Source organism: Halomonas aquatica (genome assembly GCF_040196335.1).
In the GTDB taxonomy this organism is placed as follows: Bacteria; Pseudomonadota; Gammaproteobacteria; order Pseudomonadales; family Halomonadaceae; genus Halomonas; species Halomonas aquatica.
In genome coordinates this window covers 500510-522021 of the sequence record NZ_JBEGCJ010000002.1, presented here as the reverse complement: position 1 = coordinate 522021, position 21512 = coordinate 500510, and the positions used below count along the sequence as shown (strand labels likewise).

General features: G+C 65.0%; 16 protein-coding genes. 5 read left to right on the top strand and 11 right to left on the bottom strand.

The window, feature by feature from the left end; translation table 11 throughout:
- Positions 1-65: 65 nt before the first annotated feature.
- Positions 66-2015, top strand: a complete 1950-nt coding sequence (gene acs / locus ABE960_RS05590) for an acetate--CoA ligase (RefSeq protein WP_349761241.1) — start codon at positions 66-68, stop codon at positions 2013-2015.
- Between the two features lie 219 nt (positions 2016-2234).
- Entirely contained in the window at positions 2235-2897 is a 663-nt protein-coding gene (locus ABE960_RS05585) for a LuxR C-terminal-related transcriptional regulator (RefSeq protein WP_349761240.1), read from the top strand.
- A 108-nt stretch (positions 2898-3005) separates the two neighbouring features.
- On the opposite strand, the gene ABE960_RS05580 is transcribed toward ABE960_RS05585, so the two are convergent.
- The 4 genes from ABE960_RS05580 to ABE960_RS05565 all read right to left on the bottom strand — a co-directional run bounded on the left by ABE960_RS05580 (position 3006) and on the right by ABE960_RS05565 (position 9699).
- Complete coding sequence (locus tag ABE960_RS05580; protein WP_349761239.1) at positions 3006-6944, bottom strand: hybrid sensor histidine kinase/response regulator; 3939 nt, start codon at positions 6942-6944, stop codon at positions 3006-3008.
- A 78-nt stretch (positions 6945-7022) separates the two neighbouring features.
- Positions 7023-7538 (bottom strand): hypothetical protein, encoded by a 516-nt coding sequence (locus ABE960_RS05575; RefSeq protein WP_349761238.1) that lies wholly within the window; start codon positions 7536-7538, stop codon positions 7023-7025.
- Positions 7539-7635: 97 nt separating this feature from the next.
- Positions 7636-9432, bottom strand: a complete 1797-nt coding sequence (locus ABE960_RS05570; RefSeq protein ID WP_349761237.1) for a sodium:solute symporter family protein — start codon at positions 9430-9432, stop codon at positions 7636-7638.
- A gap of 6 nt (positions 9433-9438) precedes the next feature.
- Complete coding sequence (locus ABE960_RS05565; RefSeq protein WP_349761236.1) at positions 9439-9699, bottom strand: DUF4212 domain-containing protein; 261 nt, start codon at positions 9697-9699, stop codon at positions 9439-9441.
- 528 nt (positions 9700-10227) lie between these two features.
- On the opposite strand from ABE960_RS05565, the gene ABE960_RS05560 reads away from it, so the two are divergent.
- The 3 genes from ABE960_RS05560 to ttcA all read left to right on the top strand — a co-directional run bounded on the left by ABE960_RS05560 (position 10228) and on the right by ttcA (position 13747).
- Positions 10228-12051, top strand: coding sequence for a putative nucleotidyltransferase substrate binding domain-containing protein (locus ABE960_RS05560; protein ID WP_349761235.1), 1824 nt, complete (start codon positions 10228-10230; stop codon positions 12049-12051).
- A 66-nt stretch (positions 12052-12117) separates the two neighbouring features.
- Positions 12118-12744, top strand: coding sequence for a 3'-5' exonuclease (locus ABE960_RS05555; RefSeq protein ID WP_349761234.1), 627 nt, complete (start codon positions 12118-12120; stop codon positions 12742-12744).
- Positions 12745-12838: 94 nt separating this feature from the next.
- Positions 12839-13747, top strand: a complete 909-nt coding sequence (ttcA, locus tag ABE960_RS05550; protein ID WP_432765339.1) for a tRNA 2-thiocytidine(32) synthetase TtcA — start codon at positions 12839-12841, stop codon at positions 13745-13747.
- 122 nt (positions 13748-13869) lie between these two features.
- Here ttcA and fnr read toward each other — a convergent pair whose 3' ends face one another.
- From fnr to ccoG, 7 genes are all read right to left on the bottom strand, one after another.
- A complete protein-coding gene (fnr, locus tag ABE960_RS05545) occupies positions 13870-14613 on the bottom strand; it encodes a fumarate/nitrate reduction transcriptional regulator Fnr (protein ID WP_349761397.1) in 744 nt (247 codons plus the stop codon).
- A 78-nt stretch (positions 14614-14691) separates the two neighbouring features.
- Positions 14692-16053, bottom strand: a complete 1362-nt coding sequence (hemN, locus tag ABE960_RS05540) for an oxygen-independent coproporphyrinogen III oxidase (protein ID WP_349761232.1) — start codon at positions 16051-16053, stop codon at positions 14692-14694.
- A 94-nt stretch (positions 16054-16147) separates the two neighbouring features.
- A complete protein-coding gene (locus tag ABE960_RS05535) occupies positions 16148-16846 on the bottom strand; it encodes a sulfite exporter TauE/SafE family protein (RefSeq protein ID WP_349761231.1) in 699 nt (232 codons plus the stop codon).
- On the bottom strand, positions 16846-17058 hold the full coding sequence (gene ccoS / locus ABE960_RS05530; protein ID WP_349761230.1) for a cbb3-type cytochrome oxidase assembly protein CcoS: 213 nt from the start codon (positions 17056-17058) through the stop codon (positions 16846-16848). Before ccoS ends, ABE960_RS05535 begins: the two co-directional genes overlap by 1 nt.
- The gene (locus ABE960_RS05525; RefSeq protein ID WP_349761229.1) at positions 17055-19535 is read right to left on the bottom strand and encodes a heavy metal translocating P-type ATPase; all 2481 of its coding nucleotides are present in this window, start codon (positions 19533-19535) and stop codon (positions 17055-17057) included. Before ABE960_RS05525 ends, ccoS begins: the two co-directional genes overlap by 4 nt.
- Positions 19536-20048, bottom strand: coding sequence for a FixH family protein (locus ABE960_RS05520; RefSeq protein ID WP_349761228.1), 513 nt, complete (start codon positions 20046-20048; stop codon positions 19536-19538).
- A complete protein-coding gene (gene ccoG / locus ABE960_RS05515; RefSeq protein WP_349761227.1) occupies positions 20048-21481 on the bottom strand; it encodes a cytochrome c oxidase accessory protein CcoG in 1434 nt (477 codons plus the stop codon). The genes ABE960_RS05520 and ccoG overlap by 1 nt, the downstream gene beginning before the upstream one ends.
- Positions 21482-21512 lie beyond the last annotated feature (31 nt).

The following is a 21512-nucleotide window of genomic DNA, read 5'->3' as shown; positions in this document are numbered from 1 at the left end:
ACCAACGACAACGCAGTCGGCAACATCCACCAGGAGGGCTTGCCCTCCCGGACAGAGGCATTTCCATGACCGAACAGCAGAAAGTCTATCCGGTAAGTGACGACTTCGCCGCCCAGGCCAACGCCGACAAGGCCACCTACCAGGCCATGTATCGGGAGTCGGTCGAGGATCCCAGGAGGTTCTGGGGTGAGCAGGCCAAGAGCCTCGATTGGTTCAAGGCGCCCACCAAGATCAAGAGCACCTCCTTCGACTCGCACAACGTGGATATCCGCTGGTTCGAGGACGGCACCCTCAACGCCAGCGTCAATTGCCTCGACCGCCATCTCGAGACCCGCGGCGACCAGCCGGCGATCATCTGGGAAGGCGATGATCCCAAGGATGACAAGACGCTCACCTACCGTGAGCTCTACGAGCAGACCTGCCAGCTGGCCAACGGTCTGAAGGAGCTGGGTGTCGGCAAGGGCGACGTGGTCACGCTCTACATGCCGATGATTCCCGAGGCCGCCATGGCGATGCTGGCCTGTGCCCGCATCGGTGCGGTGCACTCGGTGGTGTTCGGTGGCTTCTCGCCGGATGCCGTCGCCCAGCGCGTGGTCGGCGCCCAGTCAAAGCTGATCATCACCTCCGACGAGTCCGTGCGCGGCGGCAAGCAGGTGCCGCTCAAGGACAATGTCGATGCTGCCCTGACGCGTGACGGTACCGAGGTGTGCGAGAAGGTGCTGGTGGTCAAGCGCACCGGCGGCGAGGTCGACTGGCACGAGGGTCGCGATGTCTGGTACGACGATGCCGTCTCGAAGCAGTCCACCGACTGTCCGGCCGAGGAGATGAATGCCGAGGATCCGTTGTTCATTCTCTATACCTCGGGCTCTACCGGCGCGCCCAAGGGGCTGAAGCACACCACTGGTGGCTACCTGCTGCATGCGTCCATGACCCACCGGTACGTCTTCGACTATCAGGACGGCGAAGTCTACTGGTGCACCGCCGACGTGGGCTGGGTCACCGGCCACAGTTACATCGTCTATGGGCCGCTGGCCAACGGCGGCACTACCCTGATGTTCGAGGGCGTGCCGAGCTATCCGACCCATGGACGCATGGGCGAGATCGTCGACAAGCACAACGTCAGCATTCTCTATACCGCTCCTACCGCGGTGCGGGCGCTGATGGCCCATGGCGACAACGTCATGGACTCCAGCAAGCGTGACAGCCTGCGTCTGCTCGGCTCGGTGGGTGAGCCGATCAACCCGGAGGCCTGGGAATGGTTCCATCGGGTGATCGGCAATTCCAAGTGTCCCATCGTCGATACCTGGTGGCAGACCGAGACCGGCGGCATCATGATCGCACCGCTGCCCGGTGCCACCGACCTCAAGCCGGGCTCCGCGACCCTGCCGTTCTTCGGCGTGATGCCGGCCCTGGTCGACAACGAGGGCAACGAGCTCAAGGGAGCCGCCGAGGGCAATCTGGTGATCCTCGATTCCTGGCCGGGTCAGGCGCGCTCAATCTGGGGTGACCATGAGCGTTTCGTGCAGACCTATTTTTCCACCTACAAGGGCATGTACTTCACCGGCGACGGCTGTCGCCGTGACGAGGATGGCTACTACTGGATCACCGGCCGCGTCGATGACGTGCTCAACGTCTCCGGTCACCGCATGGGGACCGCCGAGATCGAGTCCTCGTTGGTGGCGCATGAGGCGGTGGCAGAGGCGGCCGTGGTCGGCTTCCCCCACGACATCAAGGGGCAGGGCATCTACATCTACGTGACCCTGGGCGATGGCTTCGAGGAGAGCGATGCGCTCAAGAAGGAGCTGACCCAGTGGGTGCGCAAGGACATCGGTCCCATCGCCTCGCCGGACGTCATCCAGTGGGCCCCGGGTCTGCCCAAGACCCGCTCGGGCAAGATCATGCGCCGCATCCTGCGCAAGATCGCCGCCAACGAGTGCGATGGCCTGGGCGACACCAGCACGCTGGCGGATCCCTCGGTGGTCGATGAGCTGATCGAGCATCGCGCCAATCGCTGAGGGGGCTGGCCACCGCGGGTGGCGACCCTCTGCTGCTGCACCACGATACCTCAAGCCGGCCCCACGGGGCCGGCTTCTTCATGGCCGACAGAAAGAGTGTCGACAATATCCAAAGAGACCTTGGGAATCGCCTCGGCCATGGGGTACCATGCCGTCAATACCTGTAGAGCCCAGCGTGGCGGTCGTCTGTCCGCTGCTCGAGGAACCGGAGGAATATCCATGGCCTATGTCCAGAAATTCATCGTCGCCGATGACCATCCGCTGTTCCGTGCGGCTCTGACCCAGGCCCTGCGTCAGTTGGCGCCCCAGGCCGAGATCGTCGAATCCGATACCATGGAGGCCACCACTGATGTGGTCACCCGTCATCCCGATGCCGACCTTATCCTGCTCGACCTGCATATGCCGGGGGCCCATGGGTTCTCCGGTCTCATCCAGCTACGCGGCCAGACCCCGGACATCCCGGTGGCGGTGGTCTCGGGCAGCGATCAGGTCCATGTGGTACGCCGCGCCATCGACTACGGTGCCTCTGGCTTCATTCCCAAGTCCTCGTCGCTGGCGTTGATCGCCGAGGCGGTGGGCGAGATCCTCGACGGCGAGGTGTGGTTGCCGGCCGAGATGGCCAATGCCATGGGCGATTCGAACGAGGATGAGACCCGCTTCGCCGAGGCGATCGCCTCGCTGACACCCCAGCAGTTCAGGGTACTCAACATGCTCACCGAGGGGCTGCTCAACAAGCAGATCGCCTACGAGCTGAGCGTTTCCGAGGCGACCATCAAGGCCCATGTCACCGCCATCCTGCGCAAGCTCGGCGTGCACTCCCGCACTCAGGCGGTGATCGCCGCCCAGAAGCTCGAGGTCGAGCCGCCAAAAGTCCAATCCTGATCGGGCTTCGCCTGGAGCGGCAAGCGTCGAGAAGCCAGTCACTGGAACCCCACGGCATCTGCTGGTGGGGTTTCTCGCGTATGGTCTCTGGTTACTCGTGGCCCCGGGCTACTGCGCGGCCCGGCTGGCCTGCAGGGTGCGGGTGAGCAGGGCACGCAGGGCGGCGGGACGCACCGGCTTGAGGAGCAACTGGTAGCCCGCGCGCCTGATCTCCTCGGCCACCTCCTCGGTGCGATCGGCGGTGATCACGATGCCTGGAACGGCATGCTCCAGGCGTTCGCCGAGGGCCTCCAGGGCCATCAGTCCGGTGACTTCGTTGTCCAGGTGGTAGTCGGCGAGGATCGCATCCGGGCCGCCGTCCAGGTGGCGAAGCACCGACTTGGCGCCGCCGATGGTGGTGGCGGTAAAGACCTCGCAGCCCCAGCCCGAGAGCATCGCCTTCATGCCCTCGAGGATCAGCGACTCGTTGTCGATGCACAGGATGCGGGTACCGGCAAGCTTGTTGCCGGCTCGCTTCGGGGCGTCATCGGCCTGCTGTGTAGCGGTGCGGGGAGCCACCACCGGCACGCTGACCGAGAACATGGTGCCGATCCCCTCCCTCGAACGAACCCGGATGGGATGATCGAGGACTCGGGCCATGCGGTCGGCGATGGAGAGCCCGAGCCCCAGGCCCTTCTCGCTCTCCTTATGCCGCGTGGCCTGGTCGAGGCGCCGGAACTCCTGGAAGATCTCGTCCTGCCTGGCTTCGGGAATCCCGGGACCCGAGTCCCATACCTCGATGGTGATGCGCTCCCCATGGCGCCTGCAGCCCAGCAGGACCCGTCCCGCCTGGGTATAGCGGATGGCATTGGAGAGGAAGTTCTGGATGATCCGACGCAGCATCTGCGCATCGCTGTCGACCCACTGGCGGGTCGGCACCACCACCAGGTCCAGGCCACGCTCCTCGGCCATCACCTCGAACTCGGCTCGAAGAGGCTGGACGATGTCGGCCAGGGCGAAGTGGCTGCGCCGTGGTGTGAGTGCGCCGGCGTCGAGCTTGGAGATGTCGAGCAGGGTGCCGAGCAGTTCCTCGGCGGCCTGCAGCGAGTTGTCGATATGGCCGATGGTGCGCTTCATGTCCTTGGCATCCATCTCCTGGGCAAGGGCAGAGGTGAAGAGTCGCGCGGCATTTAGAGGCTGCAGTAGGTCATGGCTGGCGGCGGCCAGGAAGCGCGTCTTTGAGGCGTTGGCGTCCTCTGCCAGCTGCTTGGCCTGGCGCAGGGCCAGCTCTGCCTCGGCGCGAACCCGGTTCTCCTGACGCAGCGCGGCGTTGGCCTCGGAGAGCGCCTGGGTACGCTCGCGGACCCGCTCCTCGAGGGTCTCGTTGGTCTCCTTGAGGGCGATCTCGGCCAGGCGCCGTTCGGTGATGTCCTGATAGAGGGCGAAGAAACCGAGGATGGTTCCGCTGTCGCCGAAGTGCGGCGTATAGGTGACCAGCATGTAGCGCCGCTCGTCGCCGATGGGCAGCGATACCTCGAAGTTGACCCGCTCGCCGGCCAGGGCGCGCTCGATCCAGGGGGCCCGCTCGCGTGCCATGTCGGGCGCAATGACCTCCTCGACGCGCTTGCCGATCACCGCGTTGCGGTCGATCCCGAAGGCATGTTCGTAGGCGCGGTTGGTGAAGAGGTAGCGACACTCCTTGTCGAAGTAGGCAATCAGCGCCGGCACGTTGTCGGTGTAGATGCGGATGTTGTTCTCCGAGCGGATCAGCGCCTCCTCGATGCGCTTCTGCTGGGTGATGTCCTGATAGGTGTAGACGAAGCCGCCGCCCGGCATCGGGTTGCCCTGAACCTCCAGCACGCTACCGTCCTGGCGATAGCGCACGTAGCGGTGGGGCTGCCCCTCACGGATGTTGTCGATCAGCAGTCGGACATGTTCCTCCGGATCGCCGGGGCCATATTCTCCGTTGTGGGCGTTGTAGCGGAAGATCTTGTCCATCGGGGCACCCACCCGGATCAGATGGTCCGGGAAGCGGAACAGTTCCAGATAGCGCTGGTTCCACACCACCAGGCGCAGGTTCTGGTCGACCACGCTGATGCCCTGGCTGATGTTCTCGATGGTGGCCTGCAACAAGGCGCGGTTGAATTCCAGCACCTGGGAGGCCTCGTCGACGATGGAGATCACGTCCGAGATACCGATGCCGCGGCCCTGCAGGGCCGAGTTGACCACGATCCGTGCCGAGGAGGCGCCGAGTACCGAGGCCAGGAATCGCTCGGTGAACTGGATGACGTCGATGGAGGCCCGGGTGTTGTCCTCCAGTGGCTTGCCGATGCGCCGGGCATAGTCATCGAAGGCGCGACTCACCTGTCCGGCACCCAGGAAGCGCTCGCAGAGCACCTTGAGGTCGCCCACGGTGGTGGCGCCCGTCCAGGGGCGGTTCACAGAGGTCTGGCGGGTCTCGACGCTGTCGACGAACAGCGAGGCCTGGATGCGTTCGACTACCCGCTGTGGGGTCATCTGGGAGACGAAGATGTAGCAGAAGAGGTTCACGCCCAGGGAGAGCATCACGCCATGGGTGAAGCTGTCGCCGACATTGAGGCCGAACAGCGAGGTGGGGGCGAGCCAGGCGATGTTCAGGGGGCCGCCGACGGCCCAGTCGGCCGGCAGCACGCCGGTACTGATCATCGTTGGCATCAACAGGCTGTAGGCCCAGATGGCGAAGCCTGCGTTCATGCCGGTGATGACCCCGAGGCGGTTGCCGCGTTTCCAGTAGAGGCCGCCGATCAGTGCCGGGGCGAACTGGGCCGCGGCGGCAAAGGAGAGCATGCCGATGTTGGCCAGCGAACTGATCTCGCCGATCAGATGGTAGAAGCCATAGGCCATCGCCAGGATCGCGGCGATGGTGATGCGCCGGGCCCGAAGCACCAGGCGACCGTAATCGCGCGGCTTGGTGTCGAACCAGCGCAGGCGGAACAGCGCTGGAATGACGATCTCGTTGGAGATCATGATAGAGACCGCCACGGCGGCGACGATCACCATGCCGGTGGCGGCGGAGAAGCCACCGATGAAGGTCAGCAGCGTCAGCCAGGCGTTGTCGGCCGCCATGGGCAGGGCCAGCACATAGGTATCGGGCTCGATGGGGCTGTCGGCAAAGATGGTCAGTCCGGCCGCAGCGATCGGGATGACGAAGAAGGCGAAGACCAGCAGATAGAGCGGGAAGAGCCAGCGGGCCTTGGTGGCATCGTCACGGTGGATGTTCTCCACCACCGCGACATGGAACTGGCGGGGCAGACAGAGGATGGCCAGCATCGCCAGCAGGGTCTGGGCCCAGAAGCTCTGGCCGAAGTTCTGGTCGGCCAGCTGGCGCTGGAGCTCCAGCTGTAACTCGGCGCGGCCCAGCAGGTCGCCCAGCCCATCGAACATTCCCCAGGTGACATAGGCCCCCAGGCAGAGGAAGGCCAGCAGTTTCACCAGCGACTCGAAGGCCACGGCCTGGATCAGCCCCTCGTGGTGCTCGGTAGCGTCGGTATGGCGGGTGCCGAAGAGGATCGCGAAGGCGGTCATCACGATCGCCACGTAGAAGGCGGTGTCACCGAACAGCGGTGCCCGGGTGAAGTCCGAGGCCGAGGTGACCACGCTGAAGGAGGTGGAGACGGCCTTCAGTTGCAAGGCGATGTAGGGCAGGGTGCCGATCAACGCCACCAGGCTGGCGAAGGCGGCCAGCGACTGGGTCTTGCCATAGCGTGAGGCGATGAAGTCGGCGATGGAGGTGACGTTCTGGTGCTTGGCGACGCGGATCATCTTGGCCAGTACCGGCCAGAACAACAGCAGGGTGAGGATCGGTCCGACGAAGATGCTGGCGAAGGACCAGCCGTCCGTAGCCGCCTGGCCAACGGCGCCATGGAAGGTCCAGGACGAACAGTAGATGGCCAGGGCCAGACTGTAGATCACCGGACGGCGCCGACTCGCCCCGTGCTCTCGGGCGTGGCGATCCCCGCGCCAAGCGATGGCGAACAGCACGGCAATGTACAGCAGTGAAACGACGATCAGCAGCCAGCCAGCGAACATGCACTCTACTCCCTTCCTGATGCACCCATTCTAGGGCAAGGCGTGGGGCGGCGGCAGGGGCAGCGAAGGGGTGCCTGATCAGGCCTCTTTACAGATCGCCCGATAGAGCGGGGCGGACTCGTCGATGCGGCGCATCTCGTCGGTGCGCGGAGTACGCGTCTCTCCCTCGAGTGGCAGTATTTCCCTTGTCGCGCAGTTCATCAGCCAGGCCTGATGGCTCACCTGGTCCACGTACTCTTTCTCGAATCGGTAGAGAATGAACTCGACGAGGCGCCCCTCATCCGTCCGTCTCACCGCCAGGCCGTCCTGGTCCACGATGGTGAAGGCCGTGGTCATGGGGAAGGCGAAGGTCCAGGGGCGCCAGAACATATGGCCCTCTTCCACCGAGACTACCTCGGCCGTCTCGGGCAGTTGCTGCTGCTTGTGGTCGAACCAGGCGTATTCGTTGTAAATCTGGTAGCCGAGCATCCCTAGTCCACCGCAGACCGGTACGATCCAGCGCGGCAGGCGCTTGCCGCTTGCCATGCGCAGGATCAGACCGACTCCCGCGGCCCCCAGGCCAGCGAAGACCGCCGCAATCAAGTGCCATATCATAAATCATGAGTCCTTAAAGCGATCGGGCTTCCCTGAGGAAGCCCGATCGGGTGAGGTTCCGCGGCCCGGACTGGCCGGGCCGGGAGGCCATTATGGCCTAGTGGTCAACTGCAGTGCCAGCGCCCTTCGGGAAGCGAACGCTCTCCACCAGGTCCTGGATCTCCTGCGGAGGCTCCTCGGTGGCGTTGGAGACGGCGAAGGCCACCGTGAAGTTGAAGATCGCGCCGATCGCACCAAAGGAGAGCGGCGAGATGCCCAGGATCCAGTTGTCCGGCGTGTTGGGCAGCATATTGGTCTCCGGTATGAAGAACCAGCCCAGGTAGGTGAAGATGTAGAGCAGGGTGGTGCCCAGGCCGGTCAGCATGCCGGCGACGGCGCCCTTGTTGTTCACCCGCTTGGAGAAGATGCCCATCATCAGTGCCGGGAACAGCGAGGCACCGGCGATACCGAAGGCCAGCGCCACCGTCTGCGCCGCGAAACCGGGGGGATTCAGCCCCAGGAAGGTCGCCAGCAGGATGGCACCACCCATGGAGATCCGGGCTGCCAGCATCTCTCCTTTCTCGGTGATCTTGGGGTTGATCATGGTCTTGATCAGGTCGTGACTGATGGCCGAGGAGATGGCCAGCAGCAGGCCGGCGGCCGTGGACAGCGCGGCTGCGATACCACCGGCGGCGATCAGGCCGATGACCCAACTCGGCAGGTTGGCGATCTCCGGGTTGGCGAGCACCAGGATGTCGTTGTTGACGTTGAGCTCGCTGCCGTTCCAGCCACGCTGTGCGGCGGTCTCGGCGAAGGCGTCGTTGCCGTCGTTGTAGACCTGGACGCGACCGTCGCCGTTCTTGTCTTCGAAGGTGATCAGGCCGGTCTCTTCCCAGGTCCGGACCCACTCGGGACGGTCGGAATAGAGGATCGGGTTGGTGGCAGCGTCCTCGTAGTTCTCGACCTGGCCGGCCATGTCCGGATAGACGGTGGTCATCAGGTTCAGGCGTGCCATGGAACCCACGGCGGGCGCGGTCAGGTAGAGCAGGGCGATGAAGACCAGGGCCCAGCCGGCGGACCAGCGCGCATCGGCCACCCTCGGGACGGTGAAGAAGCGGATGATGACGTGGGGCAGGCCCGCGGTACCGACCATCAGCGACATGGTGAACAGCACCATGTTCAGCTTGTTGTCGACGTCGGCGGTGTAGTCGCGGAAGCCCAGTGCATTGATCACGTCATCAAGCTTCGCCAGCAGCGGCACACCGGACTCGGTGTGGGTGCTGAACAGGCCCAGCCCGGGAATGGGGTTGCCGGTCAGCTCCAGGGAGATGAACACGGCCGGGATGGTGTAGGCGATGATCAGCACGATGTACTGGGCCACCTGGGTGTAGGTAATCCCCTTCATGCCACCGAACACGGCATAGAGGAATACGATGAAGGCGGCGATCCAGATGCCCCAGGTATTGCTGACCTCAAGGAAGCGCGAGAAGGCGACGCCGGCACCGGTCATCTGGCCGATGACGTAGGTGATCGATGCCACGATCAGGCAGATGACCGCGACCAGACGGGCGGTATTGCTGTAGAAGCGGTCACCGATGAAGTCGGGCACCGTGAACTTGCCGAACTTGCGCAGGTAGGGTGCGAGCAGCATCGCGAGGATGACGTAGCCCCCGGTCCAGCCCATCAGGAAGGTGGAGTTGGCATAGCCGCCGGAGGCCAGCAGGCCGGCCATGGAGATGAACGAGGCGGCGGACATCCAGTCCGCGGCGGTGGCCATGCCGTTGGTGATCGGATGCACGCCGCCACCGGCGACATAGAAGTCCTTGGTCGACCCGGCGCGAGCCCAGATCGCGATGCCGATATAGAGGGCAAAGGAGGCCCCTACAAACAGCAGATTGATTGCAAACTGACTCATGCTGGCTTACTCCCCGAGTCCGAACTGATTATCGAGACGGTTCATCTTCCACGCGTAGAAGAAGATGATGCCGATGAAGGTCAGGATCGAACCCTGCTGGGCGAACCAGAAGCTCAGGTCCGTCCCCCCTACCGAAATGCCAGCCAGCAGCGGGCGAAAAAGGATAGCGCAGCCGTAGGATACGAAGGCCCAGACGATCAGGCACCCCGTGATCAGGCGTACGTTCGCCTTCCAGTAAGCAGTGGCATTGGCTTTGTCGTCTGCCATAGTGTTGCTCTCCACGTGTCATTGAGGTTGGGAAGTTGCCCCGAGCGTTCAGTTTGCTCATCAGGACAGTCGTGCCGACGGAGCCAGCCTTGATGGCGGAATCTGTACCGGCTTGTTACCGGGTTGCCCGCGACGTTCGAGGCGCAAGTGTCGACGCGGTATTGCCCTGTATGGCTCAGGCGTAATAGTGGCCAGCAAACGGCTAAAATAAATCCCAGACTTTCGTATCATGAAAAGATACCGATGGACTGATATCTTTAAAATAAGATAATAATCAATGGGTTGTAGTATGTTTTTGGGCGTGGTTGTATCCTGGCCTGGCCGAGCATAGGACGATGGTATAGCCCGAAAAAGTCGGTGGGTTGATGCGAGTTAGCCGGCGGCGTTTGACGATGGTCTAAGACGGCCAGGATAGGACGATTGTCTAGGTCTTTGCGGAATCACGACTTTGCTATCTTGAACCCTCGATGGAAGCCAAGTGCACCGAGGTCAGCGGGGTGGTGTAAGCCGCGCGATGAGGACAGCCCCATGGTCGATGTAGAACTTTCACACCCCCCCTTCACCTTTCTGGACGAGGAAGGGAGGGAGCGCGTCCGCAGTGGCATGGACCTGGCCTATTTCGACCGTGAAGAGATCATCCTCGATGCCGGTCAGGCGGGTGAGAACGTCTTTCTGATCCACAAGGGGGAGGTCGCCGAGCTGGACCCGACCCTGCCGGGCGCGCAATCGCATATCGGCCACTACACGGCCGGGGACCTGTTCGGGGCCATCAGCATCCTCAACGGAAAGAGCCGCTACCGCTTCAGGGCCGAACAGGAGTGCCTCTGCTACCTGCTGCCCAAGGGGCTGTTCAAACAGCTCTGCAAGGCCTATCCGGCCTTTGCCGAGTTCTTCCGCCAGCGCCTGGCCGAGAAGACCCGGCTGCTCGCCGAGCACCGCGCCGAGGGCGGTGTCACCATGGCGGGGTTCATGCTCGCCCGTGTCAGCGAGTGTATGCGTCCCCCCCTGGTCGTGGAGGCCACGACCAGTATTGCGGAGGCGGTACACACACTGAATGACAGCCACGCCGACAGCCTGCTGGTAAAGGGTGAGAACGGGCCGGGCATGGTCACCAAGACCGACCTGCTCAATGCCCTGGTCCTTCAGGGCCTGGCTCAGGAGAGTCCGGTGAAGGCGGTCGCTCACTTCGAACTGGTCACGGCGACCCCAGAGAAGTACCTGTTCGAGGTGCTGGTCCAGATGACGCGCTTCAAGGTGGAGCGGGTGGTGGTCATGGAGCAGGAGCAGCCCTGCGGCGTGGTGGAGCTGACCGATGTGCTCAGCTACTTCTCCAGCCGCAGCTATGTGGTCAGCCTGCAGGTGGAGCAGGCGAACAGCCTGGAGACGCTGGCCGCCGCCAGTCGTCGCACGCCGGAGCTGGTGAATGCGCTGATGGCCCAGGGCGTCAAGCTGCGCTTCGCCATGGGGCTCCTGGCCGCGATCAACGGACGCATCATGAACAAGGCCTGGGAGTTTCTGATCGACGAGCGCTACCATCGCGACAGCTGCATGATCGTGATGGGCAGCGAGGGGCGTGGCGAACAGATCCTCAAGACCGATCAGGACAATGGCTTGATCCTGTCCGACGATCTTGAGTGGCCTGACTGCCAGGAGCAGATGCAACGCCTCACCGAGACCCTGATAGAGCTGGGCTACCCGCCCTGTCCCGGCAATATCATGGTATCCAACCCGCAATGGGTGGGGACCGAGACCCAGTGGCGTGGCCGCATCGCGCACTGGGCGGCTAGCCGGGACGGGGAAAGCCTCATGCACCTTGCCATCATGCTCGATGCCCATGCGGTGGCCGGCAATGCGGCGCTGCTCGAGCGGCTGCGCGAGGAGCTCTTCGAGCGCTGCAGCCGGGACGAGATTCTGCTCTCCTACTTCGCCCGCGCGGCCCTGCGCTTTTCCACCCCCCTGACTCTGTTCGGCTCATTGAAGAAGCCGCAGCATGGCGTCGACATCAAGAAGGGGGGCATCTTCCCCATCGTCCACGGAGTGCGCACTCTGGCACTCGAACGAGGCATCAAGGCGACCTCCACCCTGGACCGGCTCGAGGCCCTGGTGGTCGACGGTCGGCTGGATGAGCGCTTTGCCGAGGACCTGGGCGAGGCCCTGTCGCTGTTCACCGAGATGAGACTCCGGCAGCAGCTCGAGCGCCTCGAGGATCCGGACGGCCGGCGCCAGGAGCCTGACCGGGTGGTGGTTCAGGAACTTTCCTCCCTGGAACGGGACCTGCTTCGCGAGGCCTTGCACATCGTCAAGGAATTCAAGCAGCGGCTGTCACATCGATTCCACCTCGAGTACTCCTGACGCGTGACGCGCCTCGACTCGGATCTCCACATCCAACGATCACCATGATAAACAGGAGGTGTCCTGATGCTCAGGGCCCTGCGGCGCGCCGCTGACCGACGGCGACAGGCCAACGGTGACTATGGCTGGCTCTTCGCTCCCTATACCGGGGAAGAGATGGTCGCCATCGATTGTGTGACGACCGGCCACGATGCCCGCGAGCCTGAACTGGTCTCGCTGGCGGCGGTTCGTGTGCGTGGCGACCGGGTCCTGACCAGCGATTCCCTTGACCTGCGGCTGGCGCGCCCCGCCAGCCTCTGCGGCGACTCGATTCGACTCCATGGCCTGCGTGGCATCGACCTGGACGATGGAACCGGCATCGACGAGGCACTGGCGCAGTTCCTGGACTTCGTCGGAAATCGACCCCTGATCGGCTGGCGCCTGGATGTTGACCTGGCCATCCTCAACCGCTACCTGCGGCCCCGGTTCGGTTTCGACCTGCCCAATGCCGGCATCGACGTGGCGCAGGCTTATTATCGCCAGTTGCGTCGCCGCTGCCCCGAACTGGACATCCGGCCGCACTTCGAGGAGGTGGCCGAGCGTCTGGGGGTGCCGGTGATGGGGCGGCACACGGCGCTGGGTGATGCCGTCACCACGGCGTTGATTCACCTGCGCATGGCGCACAGCCTCTTGCAGGCCGAGCGTTTCTGCTGATTCCTGGCGCGGTCCGGTGCCGTTTCGCCTGGTCGCGGCGAGGATGGTAGGATAGTCGCCCGTCATTTCCAGCCGCCCAGGCAGCGCCGAGACCATGCAAGACGCCCTCATGTTCGACCCCCGCGACTCCGCTTCCCGCCCCGCCGAACCGGCGACCCTCACAGAAGGCCTCGATGCGCGAGGCAAGCGCGAATTCAACAGGCTGCAGAAGCGGCTGCGTCGGCAGGTGGGCAATGCCATCATCGACTACGGGATGATCCATGAGGGGGACCGGGTGATGGTCTGCCTCTCCGGGGGAAAGGACAGCTATACCCTGCTCGAGATCCTGCGCAACCTGCAGCGCAACGCACCGGTGAACTTCTCCCTGGTGGCGGTCAACCTGGACCAGAAGCAGCCCGGCTTTCCCGAGCACGTGCTGCCCGATTACCTGACGGGCATCGGGGTCGATTATCGTATCCTCGAGCGTGATACCTACTCGGTGGTGAAGGAGAAGACCCCTGAGGGCAAGACCACCTGTGCCCTCTGCTCTCGGCTGCGGCGCGGTTCCCTTTACGGCTTCGCCGAGGAGATCGGTGCCACCAAGGTGGCGCTGGGGCATCATCGCGAAGACATTCTCGAGACCCTGTTTCTCAACATGTTCTTCGGCGGCAGCCTCAAGGCGATGCCGCCCAAGCTGCTCTCGGACGACGGCAGGAACATGGTCATCCGCCCGCTGGCCTACTGTCGGGAGGCGGACATCGCAGAGTTTGCCCGGCTGATGGAGTTTCCGATCATTCCCTGCAATCTCTGCGGCTCCCAGCCGAACCTTCAACGCCAGGTGGTCAAGGAGATGCTGGCGGAGTGGGAGAAGACTCACCCCGGACGACTCGAGAGCATGTTCAAGGCCGTCACCAACGTGGCACCTTCGCAACTGGCAGACCGGGCGCTCTTCGACTTCACCGGCCTCGAGGAGAAGCAGGACCGCATGCAGGCCGACAGAATCGACCTCCACAACGAGCCGTAGAGGTCCGCGCGGTCAAGAAAAACCCCAGCGACTGGAACGGTCCGCTGGGGTTTTTTCTGGGCAGAGATGAGTAGTTGTCGAGGTGAAGAGTGGTCGTCGAGGTCGGAAATTGATGGGCGCTCTCAACGGCAGCCTTCCTGCTCGGCCACCTCGATCAGCGCCTCAAGGTCGAGGATGTTCACCTCGCGGCCGGACACGGCCACCAGACCCTGGGTCTGGAAGCGGCCCAGGATGCGACTGACGGTCTCCACCGCAAGCCCCAGGTAGTTGCCGATATCGGCACGGGACATGGACAGCCGGAAACTGAAGGGGGAGTAACCGCGGCGACGGAAGCGGTCCGACAGGTTGGTGAAGAAGGTGGCCAGGCGCTGGTCGGCGGTCTTTCGTGAGAGCAGGCGCATCATGCGGCGATCGTCGCGCATCTCCTTGCTCATGCTGCGATAGAGCTGGCCCCTTAGCTCCGGCAGGGTCTCGGAGAGGGCTTCGAGCCGGTCGAAGGGGATCTCGCAGACGGTGGTGGTCTCCAGCGCCACCACTGTGCCCGGATAGCTTGCCTCACCGATGCCGTCCAGTCCTGCCAACTCGCTGGGCAGATAGAAGTTGGTCAGCTGTTCCTCGCCGCCGCCCTCGGTGGTCATCTGCTTGAGACTGCCGGAGCGCACTGCAAAAACGCTGGTGAAAGGGGTGCCCTGACGGAACAGCGAATCTCCCTTCTTCAGCGGTGCGCGACGGCGGATGATGGCATCTAACTGGTCCATGTCCTGCAACTCGAGCGCCAGCGGCAGGCAGAGGGAACTGAGGCTGCAGGTCTGACAGCGGGTCTCGTTCAATAGTGTACGGGGGCTGCCGGTAGCGGTGTCGGCCATGCTGTCCTCCATGAATGACGACTCCAGCCACAGTATGGAGGGATTGTCGCCCATCGGCAAAGTCCTCCTCGACATGCCTCAGGAGGCGTGTGATGACTGCCTGGGCAAGGGCGTGAGGGGATAGGCGTCGAAGGCCGTGGCCAGTTGGCGGACCAGCAGCCGTCCCTTGGCCGTGACAAGGAGTCGCTGGTCCTGGCGTTCGACGAGTCCCTCCCGCTCGGCCACTGCCAGGCGCCACAGGGGTTCGGCGAGATGGGCCTCGGCGTCCAGGTCGAAAGCGTCGCCGAGGGCCGCCAGATCCAGGGTGAGTTCGCTCATCAACGTCTCGATGGCGGCGCCGCGCAGCCGGTCGTCCAGGCTCAGTCGGTGTCCGGCGGCGGTGGCCAGGCGGCCCTGGTCCAGGGCCGCCTCATAGGCCTCCAGGGTCAGCGGGTTGCGGACATGCAGGTCCTCCAGGCGGGAGACGGCCGTGACGCCCAGCCCCAGCAGGTCATGGCGCTCGCACTTCCTCCCCGCCAGCCGGTCCTTGGTCAGGCGGTCGTCACTCCGCGCGAAGCGCTCCCTGCCAAGATGGACATAGCCCGCGGCGGCGAGCATCCGGTAGGCCGTATCCATCATCGCCAGGGTCTCCTGTGGGCCGGGTAGCTCCGCGATGCGGATGTGTCTCTGGATCGGGAAGCGTTCGGGATGGTGGCGGTAGTGAAACAGCGACAGCCGTTCCGGCGCCATGGCGATGACCTGCGCAAGCGTGGCGGTGAAGCCGTCCCGGGTCTGGCGGGGAAGGCCGATGATCAGGTCCAGGTTCACGGAGTGGAACCCCAGCCGTTCTGCCTCGTCGATCAGCTGCTCGGTCAGACCGCGTCCCTGGATGCGGTTGATCGCCTGCTGGACCTCGGGATCCAGGTCCAGCACCTCCAGGCTCAGGCGGTTGAAGCCCAGCGCTTCCAGATGACGCAGGGTGAGGACATCCGCCTCACGTGGGTCGATCTCGACCAGATATTCCCTGCCTCGATCGCTGGCCAACCGGAAGCGGGCATCCAGTCGATCGATCAGGTCACTCAGCTGGTTCAGGCCCAGGAAGGTGGGAGTGCCCCCACCCCAATGCAGGGAGCGGACTTCCCGTGCGGGATCCAGGTGGCGACGGATCAGGACCATCTCCCGGTCGAGGCGTGAGAGATAAGACTCGGGAAGCCGGGTATCCGAGGTGATGACCGGCTGGCGGGTGCAGTGAAAGCAGGCCTGCCGGCAGAATGGCAGATGGACGTAGAGTGCCAGGGGGCGTGCCGCCGCATTGCTGTGCTCCAGCGCCTGGCGATAGTCCTCGGCACCGATATCGTCACTCAGCGCATGGGTGGTGGGGTAGAAGGCATAGGCGGGGGCCGGCGACGCCGCTGAGAAGAGGGCCCCGTCACGGTCGGCGGCTGACGCGCGAGCAGGCATGGTCTGCACTCCGCTGGAACATGCCCTCATGCTAGTGACATGGATCTCGAGCCGCGTTGAGCTGTGTCAAGCTAAGCCGGAATCGCCGCCGGCGTCAGTGGGTCCCTGTGGCGGGAAGCAGCGTCCATACCTGCCATAGGGCGAAGGCGATGATCGATAGCGCGGCGAGGGTCCGGGTGGCCGGGTGGCGGATCAGGGAGCCAAGCTGGCGAGCCGCCAGGCCGGTGGCCAGCAGGGCAGGCAGGGTGCCGAGGCCGAAGGCGCCCATCAGGGCGGCGCCCCGCCAGGGATCGGCCATCGCCAGGCTCCAGGCCAGCATGGAGTAGACCAGGCCGCAGGGCAGCCAACCCCAGACGGCCCCCAGAGCTAAGGCCTGGGGGATCCTGACGACCGGCATCAGGCGACGCCCCAGCGGTTCGAGATGCTTCCAGAGTCGGCGTCCCAGGGCCTCGACCCGCAGCAGGCCCTTCCACCAGTCGGCGATGTAAAGCGCCATCAGGATCAGCATCACCGCGGCCAGGGCCTGCAGCACCAGGCGCGCCTGGGGGCTGAGGGCGACCAGTGTGCCGAGCCCGGCCACCAGGGCGCCGGCCGTCATGTAGCTGGTGATACGGCCCAGGTTGTAGCCCAGCAGCAGGCCCGAGAGTCGTGCCGGGCTGCGCATGCTGGGGGGAACGGCGAAGGTCAGGGCGCTCATGATGCCGCCGCACATGCCGATGCAGTGGGCGCCACCGAGCAGGCCGAAGATGAAGGCTGCGGCCAGCGGCGGCAGGTCGAGGCCGGTGGGGTCCATCAGTGGTGGCGGTCCTCGTCGTGGATCCCTTCAGGATCGGACGACGGCCGCTGCTCCTTGGGACGGTCGTTTTCGTCCTCGTCAAAGAGGATGCGGTAGGCGGGGCCCTCGAGATCCTCGAACTGGTCGTGCTTGACGGCCCAGAAGAAGGCCCAGACCGCCAGCCCCAGCAGGATCAGTGAGAGGGGAATCAGCAGGTAGAGGATGCTCATGCGTTCACCAGCCTGGGAGAGTCGGCACCGGAGGGTCGCGCGGGAGTGTCGCGGGACAGGCGCAGGGCATTGCCGACGACGACCAGCGAACTGGCCGACATGCCGATGGCGGCAAGCCAGGGAGGCACGAAGCCCATGGCCGCCAGGGGCAGCGCCGAGACGTTGTAGACCAGTGACCAGGCCAGGTTCTGGCGGATGATGCGCCGGGTTGCCCGGCTGGTCGCGATAGCCTCGACGATACGCCCCAGTCGCGGGCCGAGCAAGACGGCGTCGGCGCGGGTGCGCGCCAGGTCGGTGGCACCGTTCATGGCGATGGCCACGTCGGCACCGGCCAGCACCGGCACATCGTTGATGCCGTCACCCACCATGGCCACCCGCTCGCCGGCGGCCTGCAACGACCGGATGCGCTCCAGCTTGTTTTCCGGAGAGGCCGCCGCCTGCCAGGTCGCGATGCCCAGGCGTCGGGCCATGGCCGACACCGCCGACTCGGTATCCCCGGAGAGCAACTCCACCGCGAGGCCTCGCGCCTTCAGGGCCTCGACGGTCTCCCGGGCATCCTCCCGCAGGCGGTCGTGGAGGCAGAACCAGGCCCGGGGCATGCCGTCCTCCGCCAGCAGCAGCCACTGGCCCTCGCCAGGCACGGTGGGAGGCGTCTCGGGGGCGGCGAATGCCGGCGTGCCGAGCCGCCAGTGACGTCCATCGATCCGGCCTTCCAGGCCCTGGCCGGGGCGGCTGTGCACCTCGACGGCGCTGAGGGCTGCGTCGCGAAACGGGCGGAAGGCGCGGGCGATGGGGTGTTCGGACTGGGCTTCCAGTGCTGCCGCCAGGGCACGTGCGCGGTCATCGTCGAGGGCGTCGCCGACCCGGCGGGTCTCCACCAGGCTCATCTCGCCGCTGGTCAGGGTGCCGGTCTTGTCGAAGATCACCCGGTCCAGCTGGGACAGTGCCTCCAGGGCGTCGGCACGGGTGATGAGGACCCCGCGGCGGTGCAGCCGTCCGTGACCGGCGGTCAGGGCCGTGGGCGTGGCCAGTGCCAGGGCGCAGGGACAGGTGACCACCAGCACCGACAGGGTGACCCACAGCATCCGGTCGGGGTCGATGAACCACCAGGCGACGGCGACGGCGAGGGAGATCACCAGCACCTGCAGCACGAAGTGATGGGCCATGCGCGCCGCGAGCTGGGCGATGCGCGGGCGGCTGGCGAAGGCGCGGTCGGTGAGGTCGACGATGCCAGCGACCCGGGCATCACTGCCTGCGTGGGTGACGCGCACCGTGAGGGGACTCTCGATGTTCTGGCTACCGCCGGTCACGCGGTCGCCGACCCGCCGGGTCACCGGCTGGTTCTCTCCGGTGAGCATGGACTCGTCGAGACTCGACTCGCCGCTCTCGATCACCCCGTCGGCCGGCACGCCGTGTCCGGGCTTGACCAGCACCCGGTCCCCCGCGGCGAGCTCGCTGGAGGGCAGGATGCGTTCCTCGCCCTCTCCGGTGAGGCGGATGGCCGAAAGGGGCAGGGCGCCGGAGAGGGCATTGCCGCTGTGTCCACTGCGTCGCCGGGCACGCACCTCCACGTAGCGGCCGAAGAGCAGGAAGAAGGTGAACATGGCCACCGAGTCGAAATACACATCGCCGTGTCCCGCGATCACCGCATAGCCGCTGGCGAGATAGGCCCCGCCGATGGCCAGCGACACCGGCACGTCCATGCCCAGGACACGGGCCTTCAGGTCGCGCAACGCGCCCGCGAAGAAGGGCTGTGCCGAGAAGAGCACCACCGGGGTGGCCAGGGCGAAGGATAGCCAGTGGAAGAGGGCATCGAAGTCGGCGCTGAGCTCGCCTGGGTCCGCCACGTAGATCGGGATCGAGAACATCAGGACCTGCATCATCGCCACCGCGGCGACGATCAGCCGGCGCACGTTCATGCGCTCCTCGTGCTTCAGCCGGCTCTGGGCCGCATCGGGCTCGTAGGGTTGAGCGGCATAGCCGATGGCGGCCATCTCGGCGAGGATCCGCGACAGGGCCACCCGTTCGGGATCCCAACTGACACGCAGGCGGTGATGGGAGAGATTGACCGCGCTGGCGGTGATGCCGGGGAGGGCATTGAGCCGGTGCTCGATGAGCCAGGCGCAGGCCGCGCAGGTGATGCCGTCCACGGCCAGGGTGGCGTGCACCGTGTCACCGCCCCCATCGGCGTGCACGAAGCGCGCCTGTAGCCCCGGATCATCGAAGACCGCCCAGGTCTCTGCATTGACCGCCTGGCGATCATCCGGCCGCTCCGGCAGCTCGGTGCGAAAGCGGTAGTAGCTCGCCAGGCCTCCGTCGACGATGGCATGGGCCACCGCCTCGCAGCCAGGACAGCACAGCGGCCGACGCTCGTCGTCCAGAGTGATCGACCAGGGTGCGTCCGGCGGCACCCGGCTGCCGCAGTGGTAGCAGTCGAGGACGTCGGTCATGGAGGTCGTGGCGGGTGAGGCGGTCATCTAGATCCCGGGGGACAGCGGTATCCCGCTATCCGCCGGGAAGTGCGCCTCACCGGTCAGGCGCCACTCGGCATCCTGGCCCTCGGCGGGCTGCAGGTGCAGGTACCAGCGATAGTTCAGCGGTTCGTCGATCATCGTCACGTAGCGTCCGTCACGGACGTGCTCCAGCACCAGGGAGCGGTCGCGGCTGCTCTCGGTCGGGAAGATCAGTTCCAGGTAGAGTCGCTCCGGTCGGCGCTCGCCCTGAAGGTCGATGACGATGTCCCCGGTGAGGGGGTCGGCCAGCATGACCGCCTCGAGACCGAGCTCACGTGCATGCTCCTGCTTGGCCAGCTGTTCGTTGATGGCCAGGCCCCGCTTGTAATAGTCCCGCTCCACCGTGCCATCGTAGAAGTGGATCGAGAGCACCAGGTAGACGATGCTGAAGGTCACCGACGAGGCCAGCAGACCGATCAGGAACCAGGGCCAGAACTGCTTGTACCAGGGGGGGATGATCTCTTGCTCCGCGCTCATCAGCGGGTGCCTCCCAGGAAACGGCTGTCATGTTCGATGGCGATATCACCCTCATTGGCGGTGACCCGCAGAAGGATATCGTGGCTGGGGCGCTTGATCACCTCCGGGTTGGCGGTGGCTTCCACCACCAGCTGACGAGACTCTCCGGCGGGAACGCTGACTTCGTGGGTGTCCAGGGTGAGTCCCGGCAGGCCCTCTACCTCGAGGCGATAGACGTGGTCGCGACTGTCGAGGTTCCGCACGGTCATGGTGTAGACGTTGCTGATCTTGCCGTCTCGGGTCATCTGGTAAAGCTGATTGCGTTCGCGCTCCACGTCGAAGTCGAGTGGCGTGCGGTCAGCCACCGCCCAGGCGAACACCCCGATCATCACCATCAGGGCGGCGAGATAGCCCATCAGACGGGGCCGCAGGATGTGCGTCGGCTTGCCCTCCAGGGCGTTCTCGGTGGTGTAGCGGATCAGCCCTCGGGGGTAACCCATCTTGTCCATCACGCTGTCACAGGCGTCGATGCAGGCCGCGCAGGTGATGCACTCGTACTGCAGGCCGTCGCGGATGTCGATGCCGGTGGGGCACACCTGCACGCAGAGGTCGCAGTCGATGCAGTCGCCGTGGCCTTCCTGGCGGGCCTGCTCATGGCCGAGGTTCTTCTTCCGGGGCCCGCGGGGCTCGCCGCGGTCCGTGTCGTAGGAGACGATCAGGGTGTCGCGGTCGAACATCACCGACTGGAATCGCGCGTAGGGGCACATGTAGATGCAGACCTGCTCGCGCAGCCAGCCGGCATTGAGGTAGGTGAAGACCAGGAAGAAGCCCACCCAGAAGTAGGACCAGCCATGGGCCTCGAGGGTCGGCAGCTCCATCACCAGGTCACGGATCGGCGTGAAGTAGCCGACGAAGGTGATCCCTGTGGCCAGGGCGATCAGCAGCCAGATGGCGTGCTTGGCGGTCTTGCGCCGTAGCTTGTCGGCCGACGTCGGCTGTCGGTCGAGCTTGATGCGCCGGTTTCGCGATCCTTCTAGGCGATGTTCGACCCAGATGAACAGGAAGGTCCAGACACTCTGGGGGCAGGTATAGCCGCACCACACTCGCCCGGCGAATACCGTGATGAAGAACAGGCCGAAGGCGCAGATGATCAAGAGCCAGGAGAGCAGCATGAACTCCTGAGGGTAGAAGGTCGCCGAGAAGATGTGGAATTCCCGGCCGGGAAGATCGAACCAGATGGCAGGCCGGTCGCCCCAGGGCACCCAGGGCAGCAGGAAGAAGGCCAGCATGAGACCCCAGTTGGATCCACGGCGAAGGCGCTGGAAGACGCCCTTGATCTCACGCACATAGATATGCCGACGACTGGCGTACATGTGCTGGGTCACCGTCTCCTGCGGGCTGTGGTGCTTCACCGGATCCGGGGTGACATCGTGGGTCGGGATCTTCTCGCTCATGGCAGGCTCACGGCTGGCAAGGAGGGGCAGG

Excerpts from the sequence above, each read along its gene's own strand:
- ttcA (WP_432765339.1), top strand. The coding sequence starts at position 12,839 with ATGCAAGACGCCCTCATGTTCGACCCCCGCGACTCCGCTTCCCGCCCC.
- ABE960_RS05565 (WP_349761236.1), bottom strand. The coding sequence starts at position 9,699 with ATGGCAGACGACAAAGCCAATGCCACTGCTTACTGGAAGGCGAACGTA.
- ABE960_RS05580 (WP_349761239.1), bottom strand. The coding sequence starts at position 6,944 with ATGTTCGCTGGCTGGCTGCTGATCGTCGTTTCACTGCTGTACATTGCC.
- ABE960_RS05570 (WP_349761237.1), bottom strand. The coding sequence starts at position 9,432 with ATGAGTCAGTTTGCAATCAATCTGCTGTTTGTAGGGGCCTCCTTTGCC.
- ABE960_RS05575 (WP_349761238.1), bottom strand. The coding sequence starts at position 7,538 with ATGATATGGCACTTGATTGCGGCGGTCTTCGCTGGCCTGGGGGCCGCG.
- hemN (WP_349761232.1), bottom strand. The coding sequence starts at position 16,053 with ATGCCTGCTCGCGCGTCAGCCGCCGACCGTGACGGGGCCCTCTTCTCA.
- acs (WP_349761241.1), top strand. The coding sequence starts at position 66 with ATGACCGAACAGCAGAAAGTCTATCCGGTAAGTGACGACTTCGCCGCC.
- fnr (WP_349761397.1), bottom strand. The coding sequence starts at position 14,613 with ATGGCCGACACCGCTACCGGCAGCCCCCGTACACTATTGAACGAGACC.
- ABE960_RS05555 (WP_349761234.1), top strand. The coding sequence starts at position 12,118 with ATGCTCAGGGCCCTGCGGCGCGCCGCTGACCGACGGCGACAGGCCAAC.
- ABE960_RS05525 (WP_349761229.1), bottom strand. The coding sequence starts at position 19,535 with ATGACCGCCTCACCCGCCACGACCTCCATGACCGACGTCCTCGACTGC.
- ccoG (WP_349761227.1), bottom strand. The coding sequence starts at position 21,481 with ATGAGCGAGAAGATCCCGACCCACGATGTCACCCCGGATCCGGTGAAG.
- ccoS (WP_349761230.1), bottom strand. The coding sequence starts at position 17,058 with ATGAGCATCCTCTACCTGCTGATTCCCCTCTCACTGATCCTGCTGGGG.
- ABE960_RS05520 (WP_349761228.1), bottom strand. The coding sequence starts at position 20,048 with ATGAGCGCGGAGCAAGAGATCATCCCCCCCTGGTACAAGCAGTTCTGG.
- ABE960_RS05585 (WP_349761240.1), top strand. The coding sequence starts at position 2,235 with ATGGCCTATGTCCAGAAATTCATCGTCGCCGATGACCATCCGCTGTTC.
- ABE960_RS05535 (WP_349761231.1), bottom strand. The coding sequence starts at position 16,846 with ATGGACCCCACCGGCCTCGACCTGCCGCCGCTGGCCGCAGCCTTCATC.
- ABE960_RS05560 (WP_349761235.1), top strand. The coding sequence starts at position 10,228 with ATGGTCGATGTAGAACTTTCACACCCCCCCTTCACCTTTCTGGACGAG.